Genomic DNA, 26,321 nt, shown 5'->3' with positions numbered 1-26,321 from the left:
TGCCAGCTCCGGCGTGACGGACCCGGGCGTGGCACCTGGGCACCGGCCGCTATGCTTGGCACCGATCCAATGCGCGGGAACCGCATGACACGCCGCATCGCCGTCGTCGGCAGCATCAACATGGACCTGGTCACCCAGGCGCCGCGCTTCCCCCAGCCAGGCGAAACGCTGCTGGGCGAAGGCTTCGTCACCGTGCCGGGCGGCAAGGGCGCCAACCAGGCGGTGGCGGCGGCGCGGCTCGGCGCCGAGGTGGCGCTGGTCGGCGCGCTCGGCGGCGATGCGTTCGGCGAGCTTTTGCGCGCGGGCCTGCTTCGCGAAAGCGTCAATCTCGACCACGTGCGGCGCCTGGACGAGGCGGCCAGCGGCACCGCCTCGATCACCGTCGCCGGCGGCGACAATCAGATCATCGTGGTACCCGCTGCCAATGCGCAGGTCACGCCCGCGCAGGTGGAAGCGGCCCGGCCCGTCCTCGCCCGCGCGGATGCCGTGCTGGTGCAGATGGAGATTCCGCTGGAGACGGTCGAGGCCACCTTGCGGCTGGGCCGATGCCTGGACGTGCCGGTGATCCTCAACCCGGCACCGGCCCGTCCGCTCCCGGCCGGTTCGCTGCAGCAGGCGCGCTACGTGACCCCCAACCAGCACGAACTGGCGATCCTGCTCGGCGCCGATCCGGCCGAGGACTTCCATGCGCTGATGCGCCGTGCGCCCGTCCCCGTGGTGCTCACCCGCGGCCACGAGGGCGCCTGGTACCGGGAGCAGGGCGAACCGGCCCACCAACCGGCCTTCAGGGTGAAGGCGGTGGACAGCACCGGTGCCGGCGACACCTTCAACGCGGCGCTGGCCGTGTTCCTGCACGAAGGCTTGCCTGTGGCCGTGCGCAAGGCCTGCGCCGCCGCCGCACTGGCGGTCACCCGCCTGGGCGCACAGCAGGGCATGCCGCGGGCGCCTGAGCTCGACGCCTTGCTTGCCCGTTGATTGTTCGCCCGCGATCGCGCGGCACGCTCACTTGCCGATGCAGAAGCTGCCGAAGATGGCGCCCAGCAGGTCGTCGCTGGTGTAGCTGCCGGTGATCTCACCCAGCGCGTGCTGGGCGTGGCGCAGGTCTTCGGCGGCCAGCTCTCCGGCGCGGCTGGCGGCCAGGACGCCGGCTGCGTGATCCAGGTGCTCCTGCACGCTCTGCAACGCCAGCACGTGGCGCCGGCGGGCGCTGAAGGCGCCTTCGCCGCTGCCCGCGCCCGCGCGCTGCTTCAGTTCCGTGCGAAGCGCATCGAGGCCCTCGCCGGTGCGGGCCGAAGCCCATAGCCAACACACGCCTTCGCGCGTGGCAGCATGCGACGCCACGGCGTCCAGGTCGATCTTGTTGACCAGCACCAGCCGCGCGACGGTATCGGGCAGGTCCGCCAGCAAGGCCAGGTCGGCCTCGGCGCCGGCCGCATCGGTGACCAGCAGGGCGAGATCGGCGCCGGCCAGTTCGCCGCGGGCACGTCGCACGCCTTCGCGCTCGACCGTGTCTTGCGTATCGCGCAGGCCGGCGGTGTCGACCAGTTCCAGCACCACGCCGTCCAGGCTGACCGTCTCACGCAGCACATCGCGGGTGGTGCCGGCGATCGGGGTCACGATGGCGCGGTCGCTCTGCGCCAGCGCATTGAGCAGGCTGGACTTGCCCACGTTGGGGCGGCCGACGATGGCCACCTTCAGGCCGTCGGTCAGGCGCACGCCGCGGCGGGTCTCGGCCAGCAGCCCGGCCAGCTGCGCGCGCAGGGCTTCCAGTTGGCGGGCGATGGCCGGGTCGGCGAGAAAGTCGATCTCCTCTTCCGGAAAGTCGATCGCCGCTTCCACGTGCACGCGCAGCGCGACCAGGGCGTCCTGCAGGGCGTGCACGGGCTGCGAGAAGGCGCCGTCGAGCGAACGCAGTGCGGCGCGGGCGCCGGCTTCGGAGCGGGCGGCGACCAGGTCTGCGACGGCCTCGGCCTGGACCAGGTCCAGCTTGCCGTTCAAGAAGGCCCGCTCGGTGAACTCGCCCGGCCGCGCCAGCCGCGCACCCAGCGCGCAGACGCGGCGCAGCAGCAGGTCCAGCAGCACGGCGCTGCCGTGGCCCTGCAGCTCGAGCACGTGCTCGCCCGTGTAGGAATGCGGCGCGGGGAAGTGCAGCAGCAGGCCGCGATCGATCAGCGCGCCGTCGTCGCCCTGGAACGCCGCCAGGTGCGCGTAGCGCGGCTTCGGGCGGCGTCCGCCGAGCAGGGCCCGTGCGATGGCCGGCACCTGCGGCCCGGAGACGCGCACCACGCCCACGCCCGCCGCGCCGGGGGCGCTGGCGATCGCGGCGATGGTGTCGTTGTCGGCCATGCGCGAAGCATAGCGGGCGCGCCTGGCGCGCCCGCGAACCGCCCGATCAGGCCTTCGCCTTGGCGTCGCCCTGCTCGACCTGGTGGGTGATGTACCACTGCTGGGCCAGGCCGGTGATGCCGTTGACCACGTAGTACAGGCACAGGCCGGCGGGGAAGAAGGCGAACAGCACCGCGAACACCAGCGGCATGAACTTCATCATCTTCGCCTGGGCCGGATCCATGCCGGTGGCCGGCATCAGGTACTGCTGGCCCAGCATGACCAGCGTGTACAGCGCCGGCAGCACGAAGAACGGATCGGGCGCCGACAGGTCGTGGATCCAGCCGACGAACGGCGCCTGGCGCAGCTCCACGCTTTCGCGCAGCACTTCATACAGGCCGTAGAAGATCGGGATGGTGATCAGCACCGGGAAGCAGCCGGTCATCGGGTTGACCTTCTCCTTCTTGTACAGCTCCATCATCGCCATCTGCATCTTCTGCTTGTCGTCGCCGAAGCGCTCCTTGAGCGCCGCCACGCGCGGCTGCAGCTTGCGCATCTTGGCGCTGGAGCGGTACTGCGCGGCGGTGAGCTTCCAGGTCAGGCCCTTGATGATCAGCACCAGCAGGATGATGGCCACGCCCCAGTTGCCGCTGATCTTCTCCAGCCACGACAAGAGCGCATGCATCGGCTGCGCGATCACCGTGAACATGCCGTAGTTGGTCGCCAGCGACAGTCCGGGAGCGACGGTATCGAGGGTGCCGGTGAGCTTGGGCCCGATGTACAGGCGCGCCTCGCTGCTGGCGCTCTGGCCCGGGGCCACACTGAGGGTCGGGCCCACGGTGCGGATCAGGTAGGTGGGATGCGCGCCGCCGGCATTGACCACGTCGGTGCTGTAGCTGGAGGTCTGTGTCGCGGGCGGAATCCAGGCCGCGAAGAAATAGTGCTGCAGCATCGCCGCCCAGCCGCCGGCGAAGCTCTGCCGCAGCGGGTCCTTCTGGAACTTGTCGAAGGCGAGCGACTTGAAATGGTCTTCGGGACTGTACCAGCCGGCGCCGAAGAAGCTGGCGGCCGAAGGGTCGGTCATGTTCTGAAGCCAGCCGGTGTGCGCGGGGCGCGGCGCGCGCTGCAGCTGCTCGTAGGCATTGCCCTGCCACGGCGCGGTGCCGGCGTTGTCGATGCGCTGGCTCAAGCCCACTTCGTAACTGCCGCGCTTCAAGGTGTAGCTCTTGGTGACCTTGACGCCACCCTGCTGCCAGGTCAGCTCGGCCTTGAGTTCGGGCTGGCCGCTGGCCAGCTCGTAATGGGTCTGCACCGACTGGAACAGCGCGCGATGGTCAGGCGCCGGGCTGCCCGCGCTGACCAGGCCGCTCTGCGCGACGAAATAGTCGGCCGCCGCGTCGTCCAGCAGGCGCACCGGCGGCGGATTGGGATGCTTCTTGGTGACCGGCTCGGCCGGATAGGCCAGCAGTTCCGCACGCACCACGCTGCCGCCGCGGGTGTCGATGGTCAGGCGCAGCACATCGTTGCTGACGGTGATCAGCTGGCCCACCGCGGTAGCCGGCGCGCCGCTGGCGATCGCCGGTGTGGCGGCCGACGACGCGCCCGGCACGGAGTTGTCCGCCGGCAGGCTCGTGCTGCTGGCCGCCACCGGGGCGGTGGCAGCAGGCGCCGGCGCGTAATCCTTCTCCCAGGCCATCCACAGCAGGTAGGCCACGGCCATCAGGGCAAACAGGAGAAACGTGCGCGTCTGGTTCATCGCGGAGCAATTCCGGTGGCGCCGCGGACGCTAGCCGCGGAGGGACAGGGCAAAGGGGAGGTCAACACGCGATTGTGCCGGTGCCTTCGGTGGGCTTCAACGGCGGCAGCTTGCGCCAGAGCGCATCGATCTCGGCCAGGAGCTCGTGGCCGGGCAGGCCGGCGGCGGCATCGCGCGCCATCACCACCACGTCCACCGGCGGCAGTTGCGCGCGGGCACGCCGGAACGACTCGCGCAGCAGACGCTTGATCCGGTTGCGCTCGACCGCGCGCTTGGACACGCGCTTGGAGATGGCCAGGCCCAGCCGGGCGTGGTCCAGTCCGTTGGGCCGATAGCGCACAGAAAAACAGCGGCCGCCGAGGCGGCCGCTGGCATGACGCAAGGCGGCGAAGTCGCCGGCGCGGCGGATCCGCGCATCGCGCGGCAGGCCGGCGGGCATGACGCTCGCGCCGCTTACGGGATCAGGCGCTTGCGACCCTTGGCGCGACGGGCGTTGAGCACCTTGCGGCCGTCGGCGGTCGCCATGCGGGCACGGAAGCCGTGGGTGCGGGCGCGCTTGAGCTTGCTCGGCTGGAAGGTCCGCTTCATGGCTGTAGCTCCAGAAGAAAGTCGATAAAAAGGTTGGAAATTATGAGGCTTGCGTGCGCTAGCTGTCAAACGGCCGTTGATGCGGCCTGTGGACATCGCTGGGGATATGCTGGGGGTTGGCTGCTAGACTTGCCGGTCCACCCTGCGCGCAAGCGCCCCTTCGTCGGTCAAGAACTATCCCATGAGTGATCTGTGGCGGCGCTGCCTTGAGCGCCTGGAAAGCGAGCTGAGCGCCGAGGAGCTGCACACCTGGCTGATGCCGCTGCAGGCGCGCGAGGAGGACGCTGGGGTGCAGTTGTTCGCGCCCAATCCGTACACGCTCGACACCGTCCGCGAACGCTACCTGCCACGGATCGAGACCGTGCTCGCCCAGCTGGCCGGACGCCCGTGCGTGGTGCGCCTGGACGTGGGCTCGAGTACGCCCCGCGCCGCCGCAAGGCCGCCCGCGGGCAAGGCGGCCGCCGCAGCGGAGCCCGCCGCAGCGCCGTCCTTCGCGCACAACCTCGATCCGCACTACACCTTCGAGACCTTCGTCGAGGGCAAGTCCAACCAGCTGGGCAAGGCGGCCGCCATGCAGGTGGCGATGAATCCGGGCCGCGCCTACAACCCGCTGCTGCTCTACGGCGGCACCGGCTTGGGAAAAACCCATCTGATGCACGCGGCCGGCAACCTGATGCGCGAGCGCAACGCCAGCTGCAAGGTGTTGTACCTGCGCTCGGAGCAGTTCGTCGGCGCCATGATCGAGGCGTTGCGCACCAAGAACATGGACCAGTTCAAGCAGCGCTTCCGCTCGGTGGACGCGCTGCTGATCGACGACATCCAGTTCTTCGCCGGCAAGGACACCACGCAGGAGGAGTTCTTCCACACCTTCAACGCGCTGTTCGAGTCCAAGCAGCAGATCATCCTGACCTGCGACCGCTACCCCAAGGAAGTGGACAAGCTGGAGCCGCGGCTGAAATCCCGCTTGGGCTGGGGTCTGTCGGTGGCGATCGAGCCGCCGGATTTCGAGACGCGCGCGGCGATTCTTTTGTCCAAGGCGCACGACAAGGGCGTGGCGGTGAGCGAGAACGTGGCGATGCTGCTGGCCAAGCGCATCCGCTCCAACGTGCGCGACCTGGAAGGGGCGTTGAACACCCTGGCCGCGCGCGCCAACTTCTACGGCAAGCCGATCACCACCGACTTCGCCGAGGAAACCCTGCGCGACCTGCTGGCCACCCACGCGCAGGCCGTGACGGTGCCCAATATCCAGAAGATCACCGCCGAGTACTTCAACGTGCGGCTGCAGGACCTGCTGTCCAAGCGGCGCGTGCGTTCGCTGGCAAGGCCACGCCAGATCGCGATGGCGTTGTCCAAGGAACTGACCGAGCACAGCCTGCCGGAGATCGGCGAGGCGTTCGGCGGGCGCGACCACACCACGGTGCTGCACGCCTGCCGCACGATCCGCAAGCTGTGCGAAACCGATGCGCGCATGCGGCAGGACTGGGAACAGCTGATCCGCGTGTTGACGGGGTAAACCGCTTGAAAAGGGGTGGCCCAAGCTGTGGATAATAGGTGGATGCTTTGAGCCGCGGATTTATCCACAATCGGCCCACAGCGAGCGAGCCCGGTTAAGCACATCGCAGGAATGCCGCAAGCTTTTGATTTTGAAGCTTAATTTGGTGGATTCAAGTTATCCACCGCATCTACAACCACTACCAGCTTTCTTTTAAAAAACAGAGCAACAGCCAGGGGAAGCCCACACATGCAATTCAGCATCCAACGAGAAGCTTTGCTCAAGCCGCTGCAGCAGGTCGTGGGCGTGGTCGAGCGGCGACAGACCCTGCCGGTGCTCGCCAATCTGCTGGTCAGGGTGGGCGATGGTCGCGTGTCGCTGACCGGCACGGACCTCGAGGTGGAGATGATCGCTGCTGCCCCAGTCGACCAGGCGGGCGACGGCGAGATCACCATCCCGGCACGCAAGCTGTTCGACATCGTGCGCGCGCTTCCCGATGGCGTGCGTATCGACCTCAAGCTCAACGGGGACCGTGTGGCGATGACCGCGGGCCGCAGCCGCTTCACCCTGGCGACGCTGCCGGCCAGCGAGTTTCCGACCATCGACGAGATCGAGCTGGTCGAGCGCGTGAGCTTGCCCGAAGAAGTATTGCGTGACCTGATGGAGCGCACGGCCTTCGCCATGGCCAACCAGGACGTGCGCTACTACTTGAACGGCATGCTGCTGGATCTGCAGGAACACACGCTGCGCTGCGTGGCAACCGACGGCCATCGGCTGGCCTTGAAGGAAACCAAGCTCGAAAGCAAGGTCGCCGCGCGCCGCCAGATCATCATCCCGCGCAAGGGCGTCAACGAGCTGGTCGGTCTGTTCGAGACCGGGGACGGCCAGGTGGAGCTGGAGTTCGGCCGCAATCACCTGCGCGTCCGCCGCGGCGAGGTGGTGTTCACCTCCAAGCTGATCGACGGCCGCTTTCCCGATTACGAGGCGGTGATCCCGTTGGGCGCGGACAAGCGCGCCACGCTGGATCGCGAAGTGCTGCGCGGCGCGTTGCAACGCGCGGCCATCCTTTCCAACGAGAAGTATCGCGGCGTGAAGCTGGAGCTTTCGCCGGGCAAGTTGCGCATCGTGGCGCACAATCCTGAGCAGGAAGAGGCGGTCGAGGAAGTCGAGGCCGATACGGTCGTGTCCGACCTGGCGGTGGGCTTCAACGTGGGTTACCTACTCGACGCGTTGTCGGCGTTGAAGGGCGAACGCGCGCGCCTGAATCTGCGCGATGCGCAATCGAGCTGCCTAGTGCAGGAAGACGACAACGACCAGTCGCGCCACGTCATCATGCCGCTGCGCCTCTGACGTGAGGCAAGCAGGGCCTAGGGTCGCCCCGCAACGCCGGAGCCGTCAGCAGACGCTCCGGCGTTGTTCGTTGTGGGGTGGCCCATGAAGTTCGAGCGCCTGCGGATCCAGGGGCTGCGCTGCCTCACCGACGTGACCGTGACGCTGGATGAGGGCATCCATGTGTTCGTGGGTCCGAACGGCGCAGGCAAGACCAGCGTGCTGGAAGCCGCCTATCTGCTCTCGCACGGGCGCTCGTTCCGGAGCGGGGCACGCGAGGCTCTGATGCAGCGGGGCCAGACCGCCGTATCCGTGTTCGCCGAAGTTCAGGACGGGAGTGGCGGTTACCACCGGTTGGGACTGGGGCGGTCCAGCCCGCGCTGGGACGCGCGCCTGGACGGCATCGACGTACCGCTCGGTCAGCTGGTGCAGGCTTGCGCGGTGGTCTGCTTCGAGCCCGGCTCGCACGCCTTGATCGCGGGTGCTGCCGAGGAACGGCGCCGTTTTCTTGATTGGGGCGTGTTCCACGTGGAACACGGCTTTCTGACCGCTTGGCGGCGATACCAGCGCGCATTGAAGCAGCGCAATGCCTTACTGCGTACAGGAGAGGCCGGCCCCCATGAGCTTTATGAACCCTGGGAACGGGAGCTGGGCGAGGCAGGCGCGATCATCGACGATCACCGCCGCAGCTACCTTGACCGGTTGCTTCCCGTGCTGGCCGACAGCGCCAGCAACCTGCTCCCCGAACTGGGGTCGCTGAGCCTCCGTTACCGCCGAGGCTGGGCCGATGATGTTTCGCTGTCCAGTGTGCTGGCAGAGCAGCGGGGGAGGGATCTGGCCCGAACCCACACCACGGCGGGTCCTCATCGGGCTGATTGGTCGCTCTCGTTCGAACGGGCGCCCCTGCGTGAACATCTGTCGCGGGGGCAGGAGAAGCTGACCGCACTCGCCTGTGTCCTGGCACAGGCGCAACTGCACGCGACTTGCCGGGGCGATTGGCCCGTGGTCTGCCTGGATGATCTGGCGTCCGAGCTCGATCTGGACCATCAGTCGGCGGTGGTCGACCGCCTGACCTCGGTGGGCGCCCAGGTCTTGATCACCGGCACGGAGTGCCCGCTCCCCTTGCAACCACGCTCCCACCGGCTGTTCCACGTGGAACAGGGCCAAATCCGCCCTCTGCTATAATCGCGCGATGGCTTTTCCGCGCCGGCTCCTGCCGGAACGCGGGCGGCGCCGCAATGGGCAGGGCATGAACGCATCCTACGATTCGAGCAACATCAAGGTTTTGAAAGGCCTGGAAGCGGTGCGCAAGCGCCCGGGCATGTACATCGGCGACACGGATGACGGCACCGGCCTGCACCACATGGTGTTCGAGGTGGTCGACAATGCGATCGATGAGGCCTTGGCCGGTTACTGCGACCATGTGACGGTCACCATCCTGGACGACGGCTCGGTCAGCGTCAGCGACAACGGCCGCGGCATTCCGGTCGACATCCATCCGGAAGAAGGGCGCTCCACCGCCGAAGTGGTGATGACCGTACTGCATGCCGGCGGCAAGTTCGACGCCAACTCGTACAAGGTGTCGGGTGGCCTGCACGGCGTAGGCGTTTCGGTGGTGAACGCACTGTCGTCCCACCTGTGGCTGACCATCTGTCGCGATGGCAAGGAATACCAGCAGGAATACTCGCTGGGCGAGCCGCTGTATCCGTTGAAGGAAGCGGGGGTTTCCAGTCGGCGTGGCACCACCGTTCGCTTCCTGCCGAGCCCGGAAACCTTCACCAACATCGAGTTCCATTACGACATCCTGGCCAAGCGCCTGCGTGAGCTGGCCTTCCTCAACTCCGGCGTCACCATCGACTTGGTCGACGAGCGCGGCGAGGGGCGCCACGACACCTACGCCTATGAGGGCGGCATCCGCTCCTTCGTGCAGCACCTGGCGCAGCTCAAGACTGCGCTGCATCCCAATGTGATCAGCCTGTCGGCCGAGCAGGACGGCATCACGGTGGAACTGGCGATGCAGTGGACCGACTCGTACAACGAGACGATGTTCTGCTTCACCAACAACATCCCCCAGCGCGACGGCGGCACCCATCTGACCGGCTTCCGTGCGGCGCTGACCCGCTCGCTGCAGAACTACATCGAGAAGGAAGGCCTGGCCAAAAACGCCAAGGTCGCGCTGTCCGGCGACGACATGCGCGAAGGCCTGATCGCCGTGCTGTCGGTGAAGGTGCCCGATCCCAAGTTCTCGTCCCAGACCAAGGACAAGCTGGTTTCCTCCGAGGTCAAGACGGCGGTGGAGCAGGCGGTCAACGAAAAGTTGGGCGAGTTCCTGTTGGAGCACCCCAACGAAGCCAAGGCGATCGCCTCCAAGGTGGTCGACGCGGCGCGCGCCCGCGAGGCCGCGCGCAAGGCGCGCGAGATGACCCGCCGCAAGGGTGCGCTGGACATCGCCGGGTTGCCCGGCAAGCTGGCCGATTGCCAGGAGAAGGACCCGGCGCTGTGCGAACTGTTCCTGGTCGAGGGTGATTCGGCCGGCGGCTCGGCCAAGCAGGGTCGCAACCGCAAGACGCAGGCCGTGTTGCCGCTGAAGGGCAAGATCCTCAACGTGGAAAAGGCGCGCTTCGACAAGATGCTGTCCTCGGCGGAGGTCGGCACGCTGATCACCGCGCTGGGCACCGGCATCGGCAAGGAGGATTACAACCCCGACAAGCTGCGCTACCACCACATCATCATCATGACCGACGCGGACGTGGACGGTTCGCACATCCGTACGCTGCTGTTGACCTTCTTCTACCGTCAGATGCCCGAGCTGATCGAGCGCGGCCACGTCTACATCGGCCTGCCGCCGCTCTACAAGCTCAAGCAGGGCAAGCAGGAGCTGTACCTGAAGGACGATGCGGCCCTGAACGCCTATCTGATTTCCAGTGCCGTGGACAACGCCGAGCTGGTCACCGACCCGCACGCGCCGCCGGTTACCGGCCAGGCGCTGGAGAAGCTGCTGCGCGATTACCAGGTGGCGCTCGACCAGATCGAGCGGCTGGGCCACCGCTTCGATACCAGCGTGCTCACCGCCCTGCTGGAGCATCCGCCGATGACGCCGCAGCTTTGGAGCGATGCCGCGGCCATGCAGGCCTGGCTGGATGGCGTGGCGCACCGCCTGGCCGCCAGCGGCCTGGGCAAGCCGCGCTACCGGCTGGCGCTGCGCCCGGCGGGCGAAACGCAACCGGCGGCGATCGAGGTGGTACGCGAGCAGCACGGCCTCAGCCACACGCTGTTGTTGCCGCAGCCCTTCTTCGCGGGCGCCGAGTTCCGTCCGATCCAGCAGGCGAGCCAGCAGTTGGCTGGACTGGTCCAGCAGGGCGCGGTGGTCCGCCGCGGCAATGCTTCGCGGGGTGTCGGCGGCTTCGCCGAAGCGCGCAGCTGGCTGCTGGAGGAGGCCAAGAAGGGCCGCAGCATCCAGCGCTTCAAGGGTCTGGGCGAAATGAATCCCGAGCAACTCTGGGAAACCACGGTCAACCCGGAGACCCGCCGCATGCTGCAAGTGGGCATCGAGGATGCCTTCGCCGCCGACCAGATGTTCTCGATGCTGATGGGCGAAGCCGTCGAGCCGCGGCGCGACTTCATCGAAGCCAACGCGCTCAAAGTCGCCAACCTGGATATCTGAGCGCAGGTCGCCGCCCATGGGCGGCGACCCACCCCCTTGCCCGAGCGTATCCGGCGCCGCTACGCGCGAACGACCCATCGCTTGCCTACGGGCCCATCACGGGAACCTGCATTGGCAGTCGTGACGCGGCTTTGCCAAAAAATTTTCACCGGGCGCGGCAATCTGTTTGCAACTTATTGATTTGGCTTAACCTTCCATGCGGCAGTGCGACTTGTTATCGCCTGCCTGCTCGGGTTACGCTCAGCGATCCCCCGCACGATTTGTGCGAAAAACCTTACAGAGGACTGCCATGAAGCATGCTCCCCTTCTCAAGCTGTTGGGTGGCGCGGCGCTCGCGTTCGCCCTTGTGAGCAGTCCCGCCATCGCCCGTGATCGCCATGGCGACCAGTCCGGCAAGGACAAGAAAGAGGCGCTCTACCCGAACGCCACCCGCAAGGAGCCCAAGCTCGACCTCAGCAGCTCCAGCGAGCAGAAGAAGCTCAACGACGGCCTGGATGCCGTCAACGCCGGCGACAAGGACAAGGCCATGCAGCTGCTGCAGCCGATCGCCGACAGCAGCAGCAGCAAGTACGCCCAGTCGCTGGCGCTGCAGGGCATCGCCAACATCAAGTACAACGAGAACGACGTCAAAGGCGCGATCGACGCGCTGAAGCGCTCGCTGGACATCGGCGTGCTGCCCAACGACACCTATTTCCAGCTCGAGTACGAACTGGCCCAGTTCTACCTCGCCTCCGAGCAGTACCAGCAGTCCATCGACACCGTCGAGAAGTGGCGCAACGAAGGCAAGAAGGAAACCGCCGAGTCCTACGCGCTGGAAGGCAACGCTTATTACCGCCTGGAGAAGTACCCGCAGGCGATCGCCGCGATCAAGAAGGCGCAGTCGCTCACCGACAAGCCGCAGGAATCGTGGAACCAGATCCTGATGGCCAGTTACGCCGAGTCCGGCCAGAGCGACCAGGCCGCGCAGCTCGCCCAGCAGCAGCTGGCCGCCAACCCCAACGACACCACGGCGCTCAACAACGCCGTAGCCGTACTGATGCAGGCGCAGAAATATCCGCAGGCCATCGAGCTGATGGAGAAGTCGCGCGCCGCTGGCGGCTTCAAGGACGAAAAGAACTACGTCAACCTGGCCAAGCTCTACCTGATCACCGGCCAGAACAGCGAAGACCCCAAGCCGAACGCGACCAAGGCGCTCGGCGTGCTCGAGGACGGCATCTCCAAGGGCGTGGTCACCTCCAGCTACGACAACCTCAAGCTGTTGGGCGACGCGGCGTACATCGCCGGCAACGAAAGCAAGGCCATCGAGAGCTACAAGAAGGCCATGCCGATGGGCAAGGATGGCGAGGCCGCCATCCGCGCCGGCCAGCTGCTGCTCTCCCAGCAGAAGTACGGCGAGGCCAAGACGCTGATCAAGCAGGGCATCGACAAGGGCGTGCAGCACAAGGGCACGGCCTACATGCTGCTGGCCGAAGCCGAGCGCGGCTTGAAGAACAAGCCCGGCGCCGTCGCCGCCATGAAGATGGCGGCGCAGGACCCGGAAACCTCGGCCAAGGCCAAGGCCTGGCTGAAGCAGGCAGGAACCAAGTAGGCCGGCCTGGCGCTCGCCCGCGAGGTCGGATGGATGTCCATCTGCCGGCCTCACGGGTGCTATACAAACGCCATGGCCTGTTGTACCGTTGAGAACCCTTTCCCGCGCATGTCCAGTGGCAAATGTCACCCTATCGGGCGAGATTTGCCGATCGACGCTGCGACCACGTCATTCCGATTGACTAGCTCCAGTAAAGTGACAGATGGCCTCGAGTAACGAAGAAACCGGCGCCAAGCCGTTCAGTTGGAGGCGCACCTGGGCGTTGGCTGTCGCCATCGCGCTGCACTCGTTCGCGTTCCTCCTGCTGATTGCGCCCCCGGCGCCACCCAAGCAGGCGGAAGCCAAGAAAGAGCGCATCGTCCAGGTGAACTTCATCGAGCCGCCGCCGCCGCCGCCGCCACCGCCGCCGCCGCCGCCGGAACCGCCGAAGCAGCCGCCGCCGAAGATCATCCAGCAGGTGACGCCGCCGCCGACCCCGCCGCCGCCGGCTCCGCCGCCGGCTGTGGAAGAGCAGTCGACCAATGCGATTCCGGCTCCGCCCCCGGCGCCGCCGGCTCCGCCTGCGCCGCCGGCGGACATTACGGCCAGCCAGGACATCAGCTACAACAGCCGTATGCAGCCCAGGTATCCGCCGCAGGCGATTCGCCAGCGCCATGAGGGCACGACGACGTTGTTGATCTTGGTTGGCACGGATGGCGCGCCGAAGGACATCAAGGTCGAGACCTCCAGCGGTTTTCGCGAGCTCGACCGTGCGGCGATTGAAGCGGCTCAGAAATGGCGTTTCAATCCGGCAATCAAGAACGGTCAGAAGACCGAAGGCTACGTTCGCGTTCCCGTTGCCTGGAATCTCAATCAGCTGTAACCCTCATTACAGTCCACCAGTTCACGCCTGACATCTCTAAAAGGTAGCGTCATGATGTTCCTACAAACTGCACCGGCCCAGGGCGGCACCTCCAACGCCGAAGCCATGAAGCACATGGGCTTCGGGGACCTGATCCACAACTTCGACCCGCTGGGCTGGATCGTCTTCATCACCCTCGTGGTGATGTCGTTCGCCTCCTGGTACTTCATCATCGCCAACGCCATCCGCAACGCGATGGTCCGTTCCCGCGCCGAGAAGGTGATCCAGGGTTTCTGGGGCACCACCTCGACCCAGGAAGCGATCCGTGAGCTGGAAGCCCAGCCCAAGGGCGAACCCTTCTCGAAGATCGCGCTGGACGCCGCCTCCGCGGTGGCCCACCACCAGCAGGCCACGGCTGCTGCCGTCGGCGGCGGTCGCCTGGCCGAATCGCTGAGCCGCTCGGAGTTCATCGACCGCGCCCTGCGCCAGGCCGTGGCCCGCGAGAGCCTGCGCCTGGAAGGCGGCATGACCTTGCTCGCCACCGTCGGTTCCTCGGCGCCGTTCATCGGTCTGCTCGGTACCGTGTGGGGCATCTACCACGCGCTGATCAAGATCTCCGCTTCCGGCAACGCCTCGATGGAAGCGGTCGCCGGCCCGGTGGGTGAGGCGCTGATCATGACCGCGTTCGGTCTGTTCACCGCGATCCCGGCCGTGCTCGCGTACAACTTCTTCAACCGTTCGAACCGCATGACCTATGCGCAGTTCGACGAGTTCGCGCACGACCTGCACGACTTCTTCGCCACCGGTTCGCGTGTCGAAGGCGTGGCGCCGACCCAGAAGTGAGGGCTTGAGCCATGGCGATGAGTACCGGAGGCAATTCCGGCGGACCGATGTCGGAGATCAACGTCACGCCGCTGGTCGACGTGATGCTGGTGCTGCTGATCATCTTCATGATTACGGCACCCCTGATGTCGCACCGGATCACCGTGCCGTTGCCCAATGCCAACCCCAAGACGCCTGACAGCGGATACGTCGAGCCGATGGACGTGGCGTTGAAGCAAGACGGCAGCATGTACCTCAACGACGCCGAGGTGACCGAGGCGGAGTTGAAGGCACAGTTCGCGGTGGCGGCGTCCAAGACGCCGCAGCCGGAAATCCAGCTTCGCGCCGACAAGGACACCGAATACCGGTATGTCCGCAAGATCCTCGGCGACGCGAAGGCGGCAGGCATGGTCCATGTCGGTTTCATGACGACCGGCAAGGAGTAAGACGATGGCTTTCAGTTCCGGAAACACCAGCGGCCCGATGGCCGACATCAACGTCACGCCGCTGGTCGACGTGATGCTGGTGCTCTTGATCATCTTCATGATCACGGCGCCGATGCTCACCCACAAGGTGAAGGTCGACCTGCCGCAGCCGAACCCCAACATCGTCCAACCCGAAAACCCGCTGGAACCGATCCGGTTGAAGATCGACCGCACCGGCGCGCTGTACTGGAACGATACCCCGGTGGACGAACTGGGCCTGAAGGCCCAGATCGCGGTGATCGCCCAGCAGACCAACCAGCCGGAGCTGCAGATCAACGCGGACGACGGCGTGGCTTACGAGGCGGTCGCACGCGTGCTGGCCGACGCCAAGAGCTACGGCCTGACCAAGATCGGCTTTACCGAGGGACAGTGATCCTCAGGCGGATCGCTTGACACTACCGGCAAACCCCCGCGCAAGCGGGGGTTTTGCTTTGTGGACCCGAAAGACCTCGTGGGGAATGGAGAAAGCGGCTTCGCAACCGGGCACACGAGCCTGCGTGGCCCCAGGCGGGGCGGCCCGGCTTTCCGGCCGATGCTCAGCGCAGGATCTGCAGGTAACGCCGCACCGTAGGCGCCAGCCCGTCGTAGAGCGCCTCGCCGATCAGCGCGTGGCCGATCGATACTTCCGCCAGCCCCGGTATGGCCGCCTTGAAGCCGCCCAGGTTGGCCTGGTTGAGGTCGTGGCCCGCGTTCACCGCCAGGCCTGCCTGCTGCGCCCGCCTAGCCGTGTCGGCACAGGCGGCCAGCGCGGCGCGCGCATCCCCTTCGGCAAAAGCCTCGGCATAGGGGCCGGTGTAGATCTCGATGCGTTCCGCACCGATCGCCACCGCCGGCGCGAAATCCTGCGTGCCGGCATCGACGAACAGGCTCACGCGGCAGCCGAGCGCGCGCAGCTCGGCCACCAGTGGACGCAGCCGCTCGCAGTCCGCGGCCAGGTCGAAACCGTGGTCGGAAGTGATCTGGCCATCGCTGTCGGGCACCAGGGTAACCTGGCTCGGGCGCGTTTCGCGGGCGAGCGCGACCAGCCCGGGGTATGCGCCACGCGCCGGCGCGAACGGATTGCCTTCGATGTTGTACTCGACCCGGCCCCGCAGCATCGCTGCCAGCGCGCGCACGTCGTCCGGACGCACATGGCGCAGGTCCGGCCGCGGATGCACGGTGATGCCGCCGCAGCCGGCTTCGATGCAGGTCTGCGCCGCGCGCAGGATGTCCGGTTCGCTGCCGCCGCGCGAGTTGCGCAGCACCGCGATCTTGTTGAGGTTGACGCTGAGCAGGGTCATGGGCCGCAGTCCTTGGACGAACGCCACAGTGGGCCACCAACAATGCGACGAACGCGACGTGCGGGCAAGCAGGAGGCTGACGAGCCGGCGTGCGGGATGCGTCCGGCACGCATGCCGCCGTTGCCACAAGCCCCGTCGCATTGACCGCGAGCCGGTCGGCCGCTGGCCATGGCGCCTCCCAAGGTTGCGTGGTGGCCGGCGGGCCGCGAATTCGGTGCGCCGGCTGGGGGTGCCGCCTTCAGCCCGCGGCCAGCGACCACAGACGCACCTGGCGCGCCTCGCCCCGCCAGGCAAGCGTGGCCACGCAATCCTCCCCGGCCGGCAGCGCATGCAACTGCCATCGGGCCGCATCGTCCCCCTCGAGGGCGCGCAGCCGGGGCATGCCGACGTCGCACTCGATATCCAGCCGATGCAGGCCGAACGCCAGGCCACGGCCCATGGCCTTGAGCACCGCTTCCTTGGCGGTCCATAGACGCAGAAAGGCGGCTTCGCGTTCATCCGGCGCGAGCCGGGAAAGCGCCGCGACCTCGGCCGGCGTGAAGTAGCGCTGGGCCAGCGCCCACGCGCGCGGCCGCGGCCGCACCCGTTCGACGTCGATGCCCGGTGCCGTTCCGCGCGCCAGCGCTGCGAGGGCGAGGGAGCCGCTGTGCGACCAGTTGAAGTCGAGCGCCGAGGCTTCGGCCAGCGCCGGGCGGCCGTATTCCCCACTGACCAGCCGCACCGATCCGGCATCGCGGCCGAGGTAGGCGCCGAGCAGCGCGAGCAGCGGTGCGCGTCCCTGCGCCGGCGTGAAGGGCAACCGCCAGACGTGCACCTCGTCATCGCGCAGGTGCTCTGCTACTTTCGCCAGTGGCGTCCCGTCGGCAAGATTCATCGATGCATGGTGCCGGGCCGGCGCCGTCCGGCACAAGCCGGCACCGCGCAGGCAAGAGGGATCCGCGGGGTAGGGCCGAACGCGTGTCCGTCGGTCACGCTGGCATGCAGCCTTGCCGTCGTGTCCGGGCGGTCACTTGATCAGCCGCTCCTCGACCAGGTTCTTTACCACCGAAGGGTCGGCCAGCGTGGAGATGTCGCCCAACTGGTCGGGCTGGTTCTCGCCGATCTTGCGCAGGATGCGGCGCATGATCTTGCCCGAGCGCGTCTTGGGCAGGCCCGGCGCCCATTGCAGGTAGTCGGGTGTGGCGATCGGGCCGATCTCCTTGCGCACCCAGGCGACGAGTTCCTTGCGCAGCTCGTCGGTGCCGTTCTCGCCGGCGACCAGGGTGACGTAGGCGTAGATGCCCTGGCCCTTGATCTCGTGCGGGCAGCCGACCACCGCCGCCTCGGCCACTTTCGGGTGGGCCACCAGCGCGCTTTCGACTTCGGCGGTACCGATACGGTGGCCGGAGACGTTGATCACATCGTCCACGCGGCCGGTGATCCAGTAGTAGCCGTCCTCGTCGCGGCGCGCGCCGTCGCCGGTGAAGTAGTTGCCCGGGTAGGCGCTGAAGTAGGTCTCGATGAAGCGCTGGTGGTCGCCGTAGACCGTGCGCATCTGCCCAGGCCAGGAGTCGGTCAGGAGCAGGTTGCCCTCGGCCGGGCCCTCCTGCACTTCGCCGGTGGCGTCGACGATCACCGGCTTGATGCCGAAAAAGGGCAGTGTGGCCGAGCCGGGCTTGGCGTCGATCGCGCCGGGCAAAGGTGAAATGAGGATGCCGCCGGTCTCGGTCTGCCACCAGGTGTCGACCACCGGGCAGCGCTCGTCGCCGACCACGCGCCAGTACCACTCCCATGCCTCCGGATTGATCGGCTCGCCGACCGTGCCGAGCAGCCGCAGCGACCGTCGCGAGGTCTTCTTCACCGGGCCCTCGCCCTCCCGCATCAGCGCGCGGATCGCCGTGGGCGCGGTGTAGAACAGCGTGACCTGGTGCTTGTCGATCACTTGCCAGAAGCGGCTGTGATCGGGGTAGTTCGGCACGCCGTCGAACATCACCGTGGTCGCGCCGTTGGCGAGCGGCCCGTACACCACGTAGCTGTGGCCGGTGACCCAGCCGACGTCGGCGGTGCACCAGTACACGTCCTCCTCGCGCAGGTCGAACACGCACTCGTGGGTGTAGCTGACGAAGACGAGGTAGCCGCCGGAGGTGTGCAGCACGCCCTTGGGCTTGCCGGTGGAACCGGAGGTGTACAGGATGAACAGCGGGTGCTCGGCATCCAGCGGCTCAGGCATGCAGTCGGCGCTCTGGCCGTCCATCAGCACATGCCAGTAGCGGTCGCGCGGGGACTGCATGGGCACCGCCGCACCGGTGCGGCGCACGACTACCACGGTCTCCACACTGTTGGTGCCGGGCCGCTCCAGCGCGGCGTCGACGTTGGCCTTGAGCGGAATGTGCTTGCCGCCGCGCCGGCCTTCGTCGGCGGTGACCACCAGCTTGCACTGCGAATCGCCGATGCGTCCGGCCAGCGAATCGGGCGAGAAACCGCCGAACACTACCGAGTGGATCGCGCCGATGCGCGCGCAGGCGAGCATCGCCACCGCCGCCTCCGGGATCATCGGCAGGTAGATCGCCACGCGGTCGCCCTTGGCCACGCCCAGGTGCTTGAGCGTGTTGGCGAACTTGCACACCTCGGCATGCAGTTCGCGGTAGCTGATGCGGCGCGATTCGCCGGGATCGTCGCCCTCGAAGATGATCGCGGTCTTGTCGCCGCGCTCGGCCAGGTGTCGATCCAGGCAGTTGGCCGCGACGTTGAGCTGGCCGTCCTCGTACCAGCGGATGTGCAGGTTCTTCGGATCGAAGGAGACGTCCTTGATGCGAGTGGGCGCGCGCGTCCAGTCCAGCCGCTGGGCGACCTTGCCCCAGAAGCCCTCCGGGTCGCCTACCGAGTCGGCGTACATGCGTGCATAGGCGTCCTTGTCGATGCGCGCCTTGGCGGCGAACGCGGGGTCGACCGGATGGAGCTTGGACATGGAAGGGCTCTCCTGCGGCTGCGTGGAAGGAGCCGGGCTGGCCGGCATCGGTTCGAGTGTAGCCGCGCGCGTGCGCCTGCACGGCAGGGGCTGCGTCTTTGGTCGACCGGATGCCGGTGCCGCGGATGATTCCGGTGCGGGAGCGGTCCGCCCGCCCGAGAGGTGGCATCTGCACTGGCGCGACTAGCCTTGCCCTTCTCCCAGCGGAAAAAAGCGCCGATCCGCAGCCGCAAGCGGTGAGACGCCCGCGGGGTAGGCTTGCCGCATGCAGCCGACCGATCCGACCGTCCCCTACGCCCGCAAGGGCCGCGGCGCCGCCTCCAATCCGGAGGGGCGCTTCGAGACCATGCGCCACCAGGCCGAGGACGACGGCTGGCAGAGCCTGCTGCTGGACCAGGACGCACCACGCCCGCGCACGGAAGTGACCGAGGAACGCGCGCGCAGCGTGATCAGCCGCAACGACTCGCCCGACATCGGCTTCGACCAGGCGATCAACCCCTATCGCGGATGCGAGCACGGGTGCATCTATTGCTACGCTCGGCCCTCGCACAGCTACCTCAACCTCTCGCCCGGGCTCGACTTCGAGACGCGCCTGCGCGCCAAGAGCAACCTCGCCCAGGTGCTGCGCGCAGAGCTCTCCCGGCGCGGCTACGTGCCCAGCCCGATCAACATCGGCAGCAACACCGATCCCTACCAGCCGGTGGAGAAGCGCTGGCGGCTGACCCGCGCGGCGCTGGAACTGCTGGCCGAGTGCCGCCATCCGTGCACGATCGTCACCAAGAACGCGCTCATCGAGCGCGACATCGACCTGCTCGCGGCGATGGCGCGCGAGCACCTGGTGCAGGTGTTCGTCTCGGTGAACTCCTTGGACAACCAGCTGGCCGCCAAGCTTGAACCGCGCGCCAGCGCGCCGCACCGGCGCATCCGGGCGATTCACGCGCTCAGCGAGGCGGGTATCCCGGTAGGCGTGCTGGTCGCGCCGATCATCCCCGCGCTCAACGACGCCGACCTGGAAGCGGTGCTCGAGCAGGCCCATGCCGCCGGCGCGCGCTGCGCCGGCTACACCGTGGTGCGGCTGCCCTACGAACTGAAGACGCTGTTCCGCGAATGGCTGGCATTGCACGCGCCGCAGCGGGCGAGCCACGTGATGAGCCTGATCCAGCAGATGAACGGCGGGCGCGACTACGACAGCGACTTCCGCACGCGCATGCGCGGGCAGGGCGTGTTCGCGCAGCTGCTCAGGCGGCGCTTCGAAGTGGCCTGCCGCAAACACGGTTTCGGCCGCGCGCGCGACCTCAAGCTCGATGCCTCGCGCTTCGTGCCGCCGCGCGAGGCGTCGCCGCAAGGGGTGCTGTTCTAGGCGCGGCTGCTCCATCCGCGATGGCCTCGATCGCCCGCATCAATCCGGCGGCCGGTTCGCCGCCCGCTCCACCTTGCCGTCGCGCCGCAGCGCGCTGAGGATCAGGCCCAGACCCAGCGCCACGGCCGCGACGATGAACAGCATCGACAGGATCGGCAGGCCGAACAGCGTCGGGCCGCTGGTCATGCGTGCGGTCAGCGCCGAGCCGATCACCAGCGCGGCGACGATCACCCCCGTGCTGATGCGGTTGGCGATCTTCTGCAGGCTTTCCATCATGTGCGATTCTTCCAGCCCGTCCACGCGCACGCGCAGGCGGTTCTGCGCCAGCGTGCGCAGGATCGACGCCACGTGCTGCGGCGTGTGCCGGGCCAGCTCCTGTACGTCCAGCCATTCGCTGGCGAGGTTGGCCGGCGAGAGCGTGCCCAGCGCCTGCCGCCGCAGCACCTGCTGCAGGTGCTGCTCGACCACGCGGCGGGTGTCGATGGTCGGGTCGAGCGCGCTGGTGACCGCCTCGAGGTTGAGCAGGGTCTTGCCCAGGATGGAGAGCTCGGCCGGCGGCCGCAGCCCGCAGGACGCACCCACGCGCGCCAGCTCCAGCACCAGCCGCCCTTCGGAGAATTGCCGGCTGGAGTTGTGCAGGCCCACGTAGCTGGCCACCAGCTGTTCGACCTGGCGCTTGTACTGGCTGTGGCGGAAGTCCTCCAGCGCGGTGCCCATGGTCTCGCTGATCTCGCCGACCTGGTCGCCGTTGCCGGAGATCGCGCCCAGCATCAGCTTGAGCAGCCGGTGGCGCGTGCGCGGCACCAGCCGCACCACCATCCCCAGGTCGAACAGCGCCAGGCGGTGGTCCTCCATCAGCAGCACGTTGCCCGGGTGCGGGTCGGCGTGCACCAGGCCATGCACGAACACCTGGTCGAGGTAGGCCCGCAGCAGCTCGCGCGCCTGCTCGTGCAGCGGATGCTCGATGCGCCGCAGCGGCGGGATGTGGGTGACCTTGATGCCGCGCACGCGCTGCATGGTCAGCACGCGGGTGGTGGTGAGGTCGGCCAGCGGCAGCGGCACGTAGAGCCTGTCGTAGCCACGCAGATTCTCGGCGAAGCGGCGCAGGTTCTCCGCCTCCAGTTCGAAGTTGATCTCGCTGGCCAGGCTGTGGCGAAGCTCGCTGACCAGGCCGACGAAGCCGTAACGGCGGCCCACGTCGGTCATGCGGTCGGCGGCGCCGGCGAGCTTCTCCAGGATCGCCAAATCCTCGCGCAGGGTCTGGGCGATGTGCGGGCGCTGCACCTTGAGCACCACCTCGCGCCCGCCGCGCAGCGTGGCCGCATGCACCTGCGCCACCGAACCGGCGGCCAGCGGCTCGTCGTCGAAGCTCGCGAACAGCGTGCCGATGCGCGCGCCCAGCTCCGCCTCGATGATCTCGCGCACCTGCGCCACCGGCACTGGCGCCACGTCGTCCTGCATGCGCTCCAGCGCCGCGATGTAGGGTGCCGGCACCATGTCCGGCCGGGTCGACAGGGCCTGGCCGACCTTGATGAAGGTAGGGCCGAGCGCCTCCAACTCGTCGACGAACTGTTCGGGTTGGCCCGGCTTGGCCGCCTCGGTCTCGCCGGCCAGGGCCGCCTCTTGGATGTCCAGATCCAGCCCGCTGAACAATCCCGCCTTGCGGTAGCGCAGCAGGAACGCACCGATCCGGGCGTAGCGGGACAGACGGCTGGCTTCGTTCACGCCTTCGCGGCTCCAACGCTTTGCCACAGCATGGAGCGGCGGGCGGCAACAGTGCGTCAACGGGGCGCGGCAGTACGCCGGCCGTCGCGCAACGCATCGGCGTCGCGCAGGATCCGCGGGCGCGCGGCGCGCTGGACCTGAATGAGGCGCAGGCCGGTGCAGAGCGTGGCGCAACCGGGCAGCACCCGTCCCAGCCATGCGGGCACCGCCGGATCGGCAAACGCGCACAGTAGCCGCGCCGCCAGCGCTGCCAGGCCTGCCATCCCGATCCAGCCGCAGCGGTGCGCCTGCAACAGGGTGTGGTGACGGATCAGCCGTTCCGACTCCGCGTAGCCCAGGCCATGGCTGCGCATCGGCTGCCCGGGCCGCAGCGGGCGCGTGGCCGACCAGCCGATCCACAGCCAGCGCTCCATCGCCTGGGGATGCGACTTCCAGCCGATCGCCTCATCCAGCGTTGGACAGGAAGGGATGCGGGCGATCCTGCAAGCCGCGCCAGCCCCGCCAGCCGAGCCACGCCAGCACCAGCGCGAGTACCGCCCAGGCCGATGCCGCGACGAGCAGCAGGATGCCGTGCGCGCTTCTGTCCAACAGCGCGAACGACAGCCCGCATGCGGTGACGACGAAGCAGGCGACGCTGAGCGTTCCGGTGCCCCAGCCCGGCAAGGGCCGGCCGCCGATGATCGCCAGGGTGAAGGCCACCAGCACGCCGATGCCGATCGCCTGCGCGAGCAGCACCGCCAGCACGGCCGGCCAGCCCATGTGCGCGTACCACGCCAGCGCCGCCAACGCGGCCAGCAGCAGCAACTGCACGCCCGCGCCGGGCAGCAGGCTGGCCGCCAGCAGGTCGCGCCGCAACCGTGCCGGCGCGCCCAGGCCCGGCAGCAGCGCCAGCAGCGGCAGCTCCGCATTGTCCTTCTGCCAGCGCTGGCCCAGCTGCATCACCGCCAGCAGGACGATCAGCAGGCCGATGAAGCCGCCGAACCAGGCGAACATGCCGGCCCATGGAGTGAGCATGGCCCAACTGAAGCCGCCGTGCCGTTGACCGGCCTGGAGCAGCACCAGGCCGATCACCAGCACGCTCGGCAGCACGGCCACGGCCAGCTGGCGAGCGCGCCCGGCGAAGGTCATGGGCACGAACATGCCGCCGATCGCCACGCGCAGGCTGTAGCGTGGCCGCTCCGGCCCACTGGGCCCCAGGTCGATCATCGGGCGCATCCAGTCCGGCTGCTGGCGGATCTGCTGGGCGCTGTCCGGCAGGCCGCCGGCGAAGCCGTGCCAGCTGCCGGCGCGTCCCGCGCGCCGGAACTGCAGCACCATCGGCTGCATCCAGCCTTGCCGGTACGGATCGGCCGCGCGCAGCTGGCGCCACCAGCACAGCGCGCAGAGCAGCAGCATCGATGCCACCGCGGCAGCCACCAGCGTCAGGAAGCCGGGCTGGCCCGGCGCAGGCAGGTCCACATGCGGCCGCAGGGCATTGAAGGTCATCGGCAACAGGCCGACGAACGCGCTCAGCATGCGTGGCAGCAGACCCATCAGCAGGCCGCCGCAGAGCGCCAGCGCCAGCAGGCCGGCGATCACCGTGCCATGCCCGCCGGCCAGGCGAAGCAGGGCTGCCGGCACCATGATCAGGCCCAGCCCCAGCCATGCGACCCCGGCCAGGGCGGCACGCTGCAGGCCGGGCACGCGCAATTGCCGCCCATCGACCGCCAGCAGCAGGGCAGGCGCCAACAGGAACATCCCCAGGAAGAACTCGCCGAAGCCGACCACGCTCCCGGCAGCCATCGCCCAGCTGTCCGGGCGCATGAAGATGGCCAGCAGCAACGTGACGAGCAGCAGGCCGGCGCCGAGGATGACGCTGCCCCAGCGCGTCCACGCCGGCGAGGCGCGCCAGGGCGAGAGCAGGACCGTCGCGGCGTTCACTCGGCGATCTCCACGAACAGGTCTTCCAGGCCCAGCGCATCGAGGCGTGCGCCGGGCAGGTGCGCCGCTTCGGGCCAGTGCCCGGAGGCGTCGCGTTCGACCACCAGGCTCACGCTGCCGTCCTCGTGGCGGCGCCGGCTGAGCGCCTGCGCCGGCGCCGCCGCGGAGAGCCGCGCCGGCAGCCACAGCCGCGCGTAGTGCTCCTTGGTTTCGTCCACGCCGCAGTGGATCAGCAGGCGACCCCGGTGCAGGAAGGCCACCTCCGAGGCGACCCGCTCCAGGTCCGACACGATGTGCGTGGAGAACAACACCGTGGTGCCGGCCTCGCCCGCGCGCAGGGCGACCTCGCGCAGCAGTTCGCGGCGGGCGACCGGATCCAGCGCGGCGGCCGGCTCGTCCAGCAACAGCAGGTCCGGCTGCGAGGCGAGCGCGCGGATCAGGTCCACCCGCTGGCGCTCGCCCGGCGAGAGCTTGGCCAGCAGCTTGTTGGCGGGGATGCTCCAGCGCGCCAGCGTGTTGCGGGCAAAGGCCTCGTCCCAGCGCGGGTAGAAGCGCCCGACGTAATCCAGCATCTGCGCGGCGCTGAGCCAGGCCAGCGCCTCGGGCTGCTGCGGCACGTAGGCCAGCCGCGCCTTGGCCGCGTCGGGGAGCGCATGGGCAGGCTCGCCGAAAACGCGCGCCTCGCCCGCCAGCGGCCGGAGCAGGCCGAGCATGGCGCGGATCAGCGTCGACTTGCCCGCGCCGTTGCGCCCGATCAGCCCGAGCACGCTGCCCGGCGCCAACGCCAGGTCCACGCCGGTGAGCACGTTGCTGCCCTCGTAGCCGTGGGCCAGGCCGTGCACGGCCAGCGGTGAGGTGTCCGCATGGAAGTCGCGAAGCTGGGCGTTCATGGATTTCCCCGATCCTGGATGGACGTCTTTGCGTCCGTTGCGTGAAGCGCGTCCGCCACCGTGCCGGCCTCCACCGGCACCAGCAGCGCGCGCAGGTCGATGAGCACGTGCAGCAGCATCGGCAGCAGCAGGCTGCCGGTGCCGAGATAGAGCCAGGCCAGCAGCGCGCCGAGCACGCCGGTGGCCAGCACGCCCGAGAGACCTTGGTACACGTGCGCCCAGCCGAAGGCGAACGCCAGCACCAGCACGCTGGCCGCGAGCGGAGCATGCGGCCAGGCCGCGTGCAGGGCGGCGGCGCCGAAGCCGCGCCAGATCCATTCCTCGGTCAGCCCGGCGGTCACCGCCAGCGCGGCGAAACCCCAGCGTTCGGTGCCGGTGCGCGGCAGCATGCGCAGCACCTTGTCGCCGCCGGCCACACGCGGAGTGGATGGCTGCGCCGTTGCGTTGCGCCGGCGGCGCGCGAAGCCCACGCCGAGCGCCATGCCTGCGACCAGCGCGCCGACCAGGCCGTCGATGAAATCCCGGCTCACGCCGGCGGGCGCTGCCGGCAGGCGCAGGCCGACCTGCTCCAGCGACCAGCCTTGGGCCAGCACCACCGCCGTGGTGATGCCGGCGAGCAGCCAGGCCTGCCAGGTCCATTGGCGGTAGAAGCGCAGCCGGGCCTTGGGCCGGCCGGCATCGAGCGCGGCCAGCAGGCGCCGGTGCGAGCGGTGTCCGAACAGCGGCTCGCCCAGCAGCAGCCAGGCCACCAGCACGAAGGCGGCGATCTGCGCCAGGTTCATCAGCGTTCCCCCAGCAGCTTGCCGAGCCGGCGCAGGACCGGCTCGGCGGGCAGTTCCAGCTCCTGCGCGTGGCGCGCCAGCGCCAGCAGCTGCGGCTCCAGCAGGGCCAGGCGCTGGCTCTGGCTGTGCGCGGCGCGCTGGCCGGCCGCCACCACCATGCCCTTGCCGCGCAGGCGCTCGAGCAGGCCCTCGGTCTCGGCCAGGCTGTAGGCGCGCGACACGGTCATCGGGTTGACCGCGTGGAAGCCGGCCACTTCGCGCACCGAGGGCAGCAATTCGCCCACCGCCAGCTGGCCGCTGGCGATCAGCCGGCGCAGCTGCCCGACGATCTGCCGGTAGATCGGCTCGGCCGAGGCGGGTTGGATGACGAGCAGCGATGCGTCCATGTGTATCAGTACATCAATACACATGGCCTACGTCAAGCATGACTGTCGGTCCAGGCCGGGAAGGCGCGCTTTCCCGGCCGTTCACGCGCCGCTGATCACGCAGCCGGTTTGCTTTGCCTCCGCGACGTTTGCACGGAGGCC

At 68.4% G+C, this 26,321-nt stretch carries 24 protein-coding genes; 11 read left to right on the top strand and 13 right to left on the bottom strand.

Annotated elements, in window-relative coordinates; genetic code table 11:
- The first annotated feature begins 84 nt into the window (after window positions 1-84).
- On the top strand, window positions 85-975 hold the full coding sequence (rbsK, locus tag VGU03_RS13375) for a ribokinase (protein ID WP_327481309.1): 891 nt from the start codon (window positions 85-87) through the stop codon (window positions 973-975).
- A 27-nt stretch (window positions 976-1,002) separates the two neighbouring features.
- Here rbsK and mnmE read toward each other — a convergent pair whose 3' ends face one another.
- From mnmE to rpmH, 4 genes are all read right to left on the bottom strand, one after another.
- Entirely contained in the window at window positions 1,003-2,346 is a 1,344-nt protein-coding gene (gene mnmE / locus VGU03_RS13370) for a tRNA uridine-5-carboxymethylaminomethyl(34) synthesis GTPase MnmE (RefSeq protein WP_327481308.1), read from the bottom strand.
- A gap of 46 nt (window positions 2,347-2,392) precedes the next feature.
- Window positions 2,393-4,081, bottom strand: coding sequence for a membrane protein insertase YidC (gene yidC / locus VGU03_RS13365; RefSeq protein ID WP_327481306.1), 1,689 nt, complete (start codon window positions 4,079-4,081; stop codon window positions 2,393-2,395).
- Window positions 4,082-4,142: 61 nt separating this feature from the next.
- The gene (gene rnpA / locus VGU03_RS13360) at window positions 4,143-4,520 is read right to left on the bottom strand and encodes a ribonuclease P protein component (protein WP_327481304.1); all 378 of its coding nucleotides are present in this window, start codon (window positions 4,518-4,520) and stop codon (window positions 4,143-4,145) included.
- 14 nt (window positions 4,521-4,534) lie between these two features.
- Complete coding sequence (gene rpmH, locus VGU03_RS13355; protein ID WP_007510029.1) at window positions 4,535-4,669, bottom strand: 50S ribosomal protein L34; 135 nt, start codon at window positions 4,667-4,669, stop codon at window positions 4,535-4,537.
- A 181-nt stretch (window positions 4,670-4,850) separates the two neighbouring features.
- On the opposite strand from rpmH, the gene dnaA reads away from it, so the two are divergent.
- From dnaA to VGU03_RS13310, 9 genes are all read left to right on the top strand, one after another.
- Window positions 4,851-6,182 (top strand): chromosomal replication initiator protein DnaA, encoded by a 1,332-nt coding sequence (gene dnaA / locus VGU03_RS13350; protein WP_327481302.1) that lies wholly within the window; start codon window positions 4,851-4,853, stop codon window positions 6,180-6,182.
- A 228-nt stretch (window positions 6,183-6,410) separates the two neighbouring features.
- Window positions 6,411-7,511 carry a DNA polymerase III subunit beta gene (gene dnaN / locus VGU03_RS13345; protein ID WP_327481300.1) on the top strand — a complete coding sequence of 367 codons (1,101 nt, stop codon included), beginning with the start codon at window positions 6,411-6,413 and terminating at the stop codon, window positions 7,509-7,511.
- Between the two features lie 84 nt (window positions 7,512-7,595).
- Window positions 7,596-8,675, top strand: coding sequence for a DNA replication/repair protein RecF (recF, locus tag VGU03_RS13340; RefSeq protein WP_327481297.1), 1,080 nt, complete (start codon window positions 7,596-7,598; stop codon window positions 8,673-8,675).
- A 64-nt stretch (window positions 8,676-8,739) separates the two neighbouring features.
- Entirely contained in the window at window positions 8,740-11,154 is a 2,415-nt protein-coding gene (gene gyrB / locus VGU03_RS13335) for a DNA topoisomerase (ATP-hydrolyzing) subunit B (RefSeq protein WP_327481295.1), read from the top strand.
- 289 nt (window positions 11,155-11,443) lie between these two features.
- Complete coding sequence (locus VGU03_RS13330; protein WP_327481293.1) at window positions 11,444-12,742, top strand: tetratricopeptide repeat protein; 1,299 nt, start codon at window positions 11,444-11,446, stop codon at window positions 12,740-12,742.
- A 202-nt stretch (window positions 12,743-12,944) separates the two neighbouring features.
- A complete protein-coding gene (locus VGU03_RS13325; RefSeq protein ID WP_327481291.1) occupies window positions 12,945-13,604 on the top strand; it encodes an energy transducer TonB in 660 nt (219 codons plus the stop codon).
- Window positions 13,605-13,658: 54 nt separating this feature from the next.
- On the top strand, window positions 13,659-14,426 hold the full coding sequence (locus VGU03_RS13320) for a MotA/TolQ/ExbB proton channel family protein (RefSeq protein ID WP_327482108.1): 768 nt from the start codon (window positions 13,659-13,661) through the stop codon (window positions 14,424-14,426).
- An 11-nt stretch (window positions 14,427-14,437) separates the two neighbouring features.
- Window positions 14,438-14,851, top strand: a complete 414-nt coding sequence (locus VGU03_RS13315; RefSeq protein WP_327473648.1) for a biopolymer transporter ExbD — start codon at window positions 14,438-14,440, stop codon at window positions 14,849-14,851.
- Window positions 14,852-14,855: 4 nt separating this feature from the next.
- Window positions 14,856-15,263: a biopolymer transporter ExbD gene (locus VGU03_RS13310; RefSeq protein ID WP_327473649.1), complete on the top strand. Its 408-nt coding sequence runs from the start codon at window positions 14,856-14,858 to the stop codon at window positions 15,261-15,263.
- 163 nt (window positions 15,264-15,426) lie between these two features.
- On the opposite strand, the gene VGU03_RS13305 is transcribed toward VGU03_RS13310, so the two are convergent.
- The 3 genes from VGU03_RS13305 to acs all read right to left on the bottom strand — a co-directional run bounded on the left by VGU03_RS13305 (window position 15,427) and on the right by acs (window position 19,117).
- Window positions 15,427-16,170, bottom strand: a complete 744-nt coding sequence (locus VGU03_RS13305) for a pyridoxine 5'-phosphate synthase (protein WP_327473650.1) — start codon at window positions 16,168-16,170, stop codon at window positions 15,427-15,429.
- Window positions 16,171-16,408: 238 nt separating this feature from the next.
- Complete coding sequence (locus VGU03_RS13300) at window positions 16,409-17,044, bottom strand: 4'-phosphopantetheinyl transferase family protein (RefSeq protein ID WP_327481289.1); 636 nt, start codon at window positions 17,042-17,044, stop codon at window positions 16,409-16,411.
- A 132-nt stretch (window positions 17,045-17,176) separates the two neighbouring features.
- Window positions 17,177-19,117 carry an acetate--CoA ligase gene (acs, locus tag VGU03_RS13295; protein WP_327481287.1) on the bottom strand — a complete coding sequence of 647 codons (1,941 nt, stop codon included), beginning with the start codon at window positions 19,115-19,117 and terminating at the stop codon, window positions 17,177-17,179.
- Between the two features lie 265 nt (window positions 19,118-19,382).
- Here acs and VGU03_RS13290 point away from each other — a divergent pair, with 265 nt between their 5' ends.
- The gene (locus VGU03_RS13290; RefSeq protein WP_327481285.1) at window positions 19,383-20,477 is read left to right on the top strand and encodes a PA0069 family radical SAM protein; all 1,095 of its coding nucleotides are present in this window, start codon (window positions 19,383-19,385) and stop codon (window positions 20,475-20,477) included.
- A 39-nt stretch (window positions 20,478-20,516) separates the two neighbouring features.
- Here VGU03_RS13290 and VGU03_RS13285 read toward each other — a convergent pair whose 3' ends face one another.
- Genes VGU03_RS13285 through VGU03_RS13260 form a run of 6 tightly spaced genes read right to left on the bottom strand, consistent with a single transcriptional unit; the run spans window position 20,517 to window position 26,180 of the window.
- Window positions 20,517-22,202, bottom strand: a complete 1,686-nt coding sequence (locus VGU03_RS13285; protein WP_327481283.1) for an ABC1 kinase family protein — start codon at window positions 22,200-22,202, stop codon at window positions 20,517-20,519.
- 56 nt (window positions 22,203-22,258) lie between these two features.
- Window positions 22,259-22,615 carry a hypothetical protein gene (locus tag VGU03_RS13280; RefSeq protein ID WP_327481281.1) on the bottom strand — a complete coding sequence of 119 codons (357 nt, stop codon included), beginning with the start codon at window positions 22,613-22,615 and terminating at the stop codon, window positions 22,259-22,261.
- A 31-nt stretch (window positions 22,616-22,646) separates the two neighbouring features.
- The gene (locus VGU03_RS13275; RefSeq protein ID WP_327481279.1) at window positions 22,647-24,122 is read right to left on the bottom strand and encodes a hypothetical protein; all 1,476 of its coding nucleotides are present in this window, start codon (window positions 24,120-24,122) and stop codon (window positions 22,647-22,649) included.
- A complete protein-coding gene (locus VGU03_RS13270) occupies window positions 24,119-25,012 on the bottom strand; it encodes an ABC transporter ATP-binding protein (RefSeq protein WP_327481277.1) in 894 nt (297 codons plus the stop codon). Before VGU03_RS13270 ends, VGU03_RS13275 begins: the two co-directional genes overlap by 4 nt.
- The gene (locus VGU03_RS13265; protein WP_327481275.1) at window positions 25,009-25,794 is read right to left on the bottom strand and encodes a CPBP family intramembrane glutamic endopeptidase; all 786 of its coding nucleotides are present in this window, start codon (window positions 25,792-25,794) and stop codon (window positions 25,009-25,011) included. Before VGU03_RS13265 ends, VGU03_RS13270 begins: the two co-directional genes overlap by 4 nt.
- A complete protein-coding gene (locus VGU03_RS13260) occupies window positions 25,794-26,180 on the bottom strand; it encodes a GntR family transcriptional regulator (RefSeq protein WP_327481273.1) in 387 nt (128 codons plus the stop codon). Before VGU03_RS13260 ends, VGU03_RS13265 begins: the two co-directional genes overlap by 1 nt.
- Window positions 26,181-26,321: the final 141 nt, after the last annotated feature.

Source organism: Frateuria sp. (genome assembly GCF_035944355.1).
Taxonomy (GTDB): Bacteria; Pseudomonadota; Gammaproteobacteria; order Xanthomonadales; family Rhodanobacteraceae; genus Frateuria_A.
The sequence above is the reverse complement of the archived record's forward strand: the minus strand, read 5'-3'. Positions and strand labels throughout refer to the sequence as shown.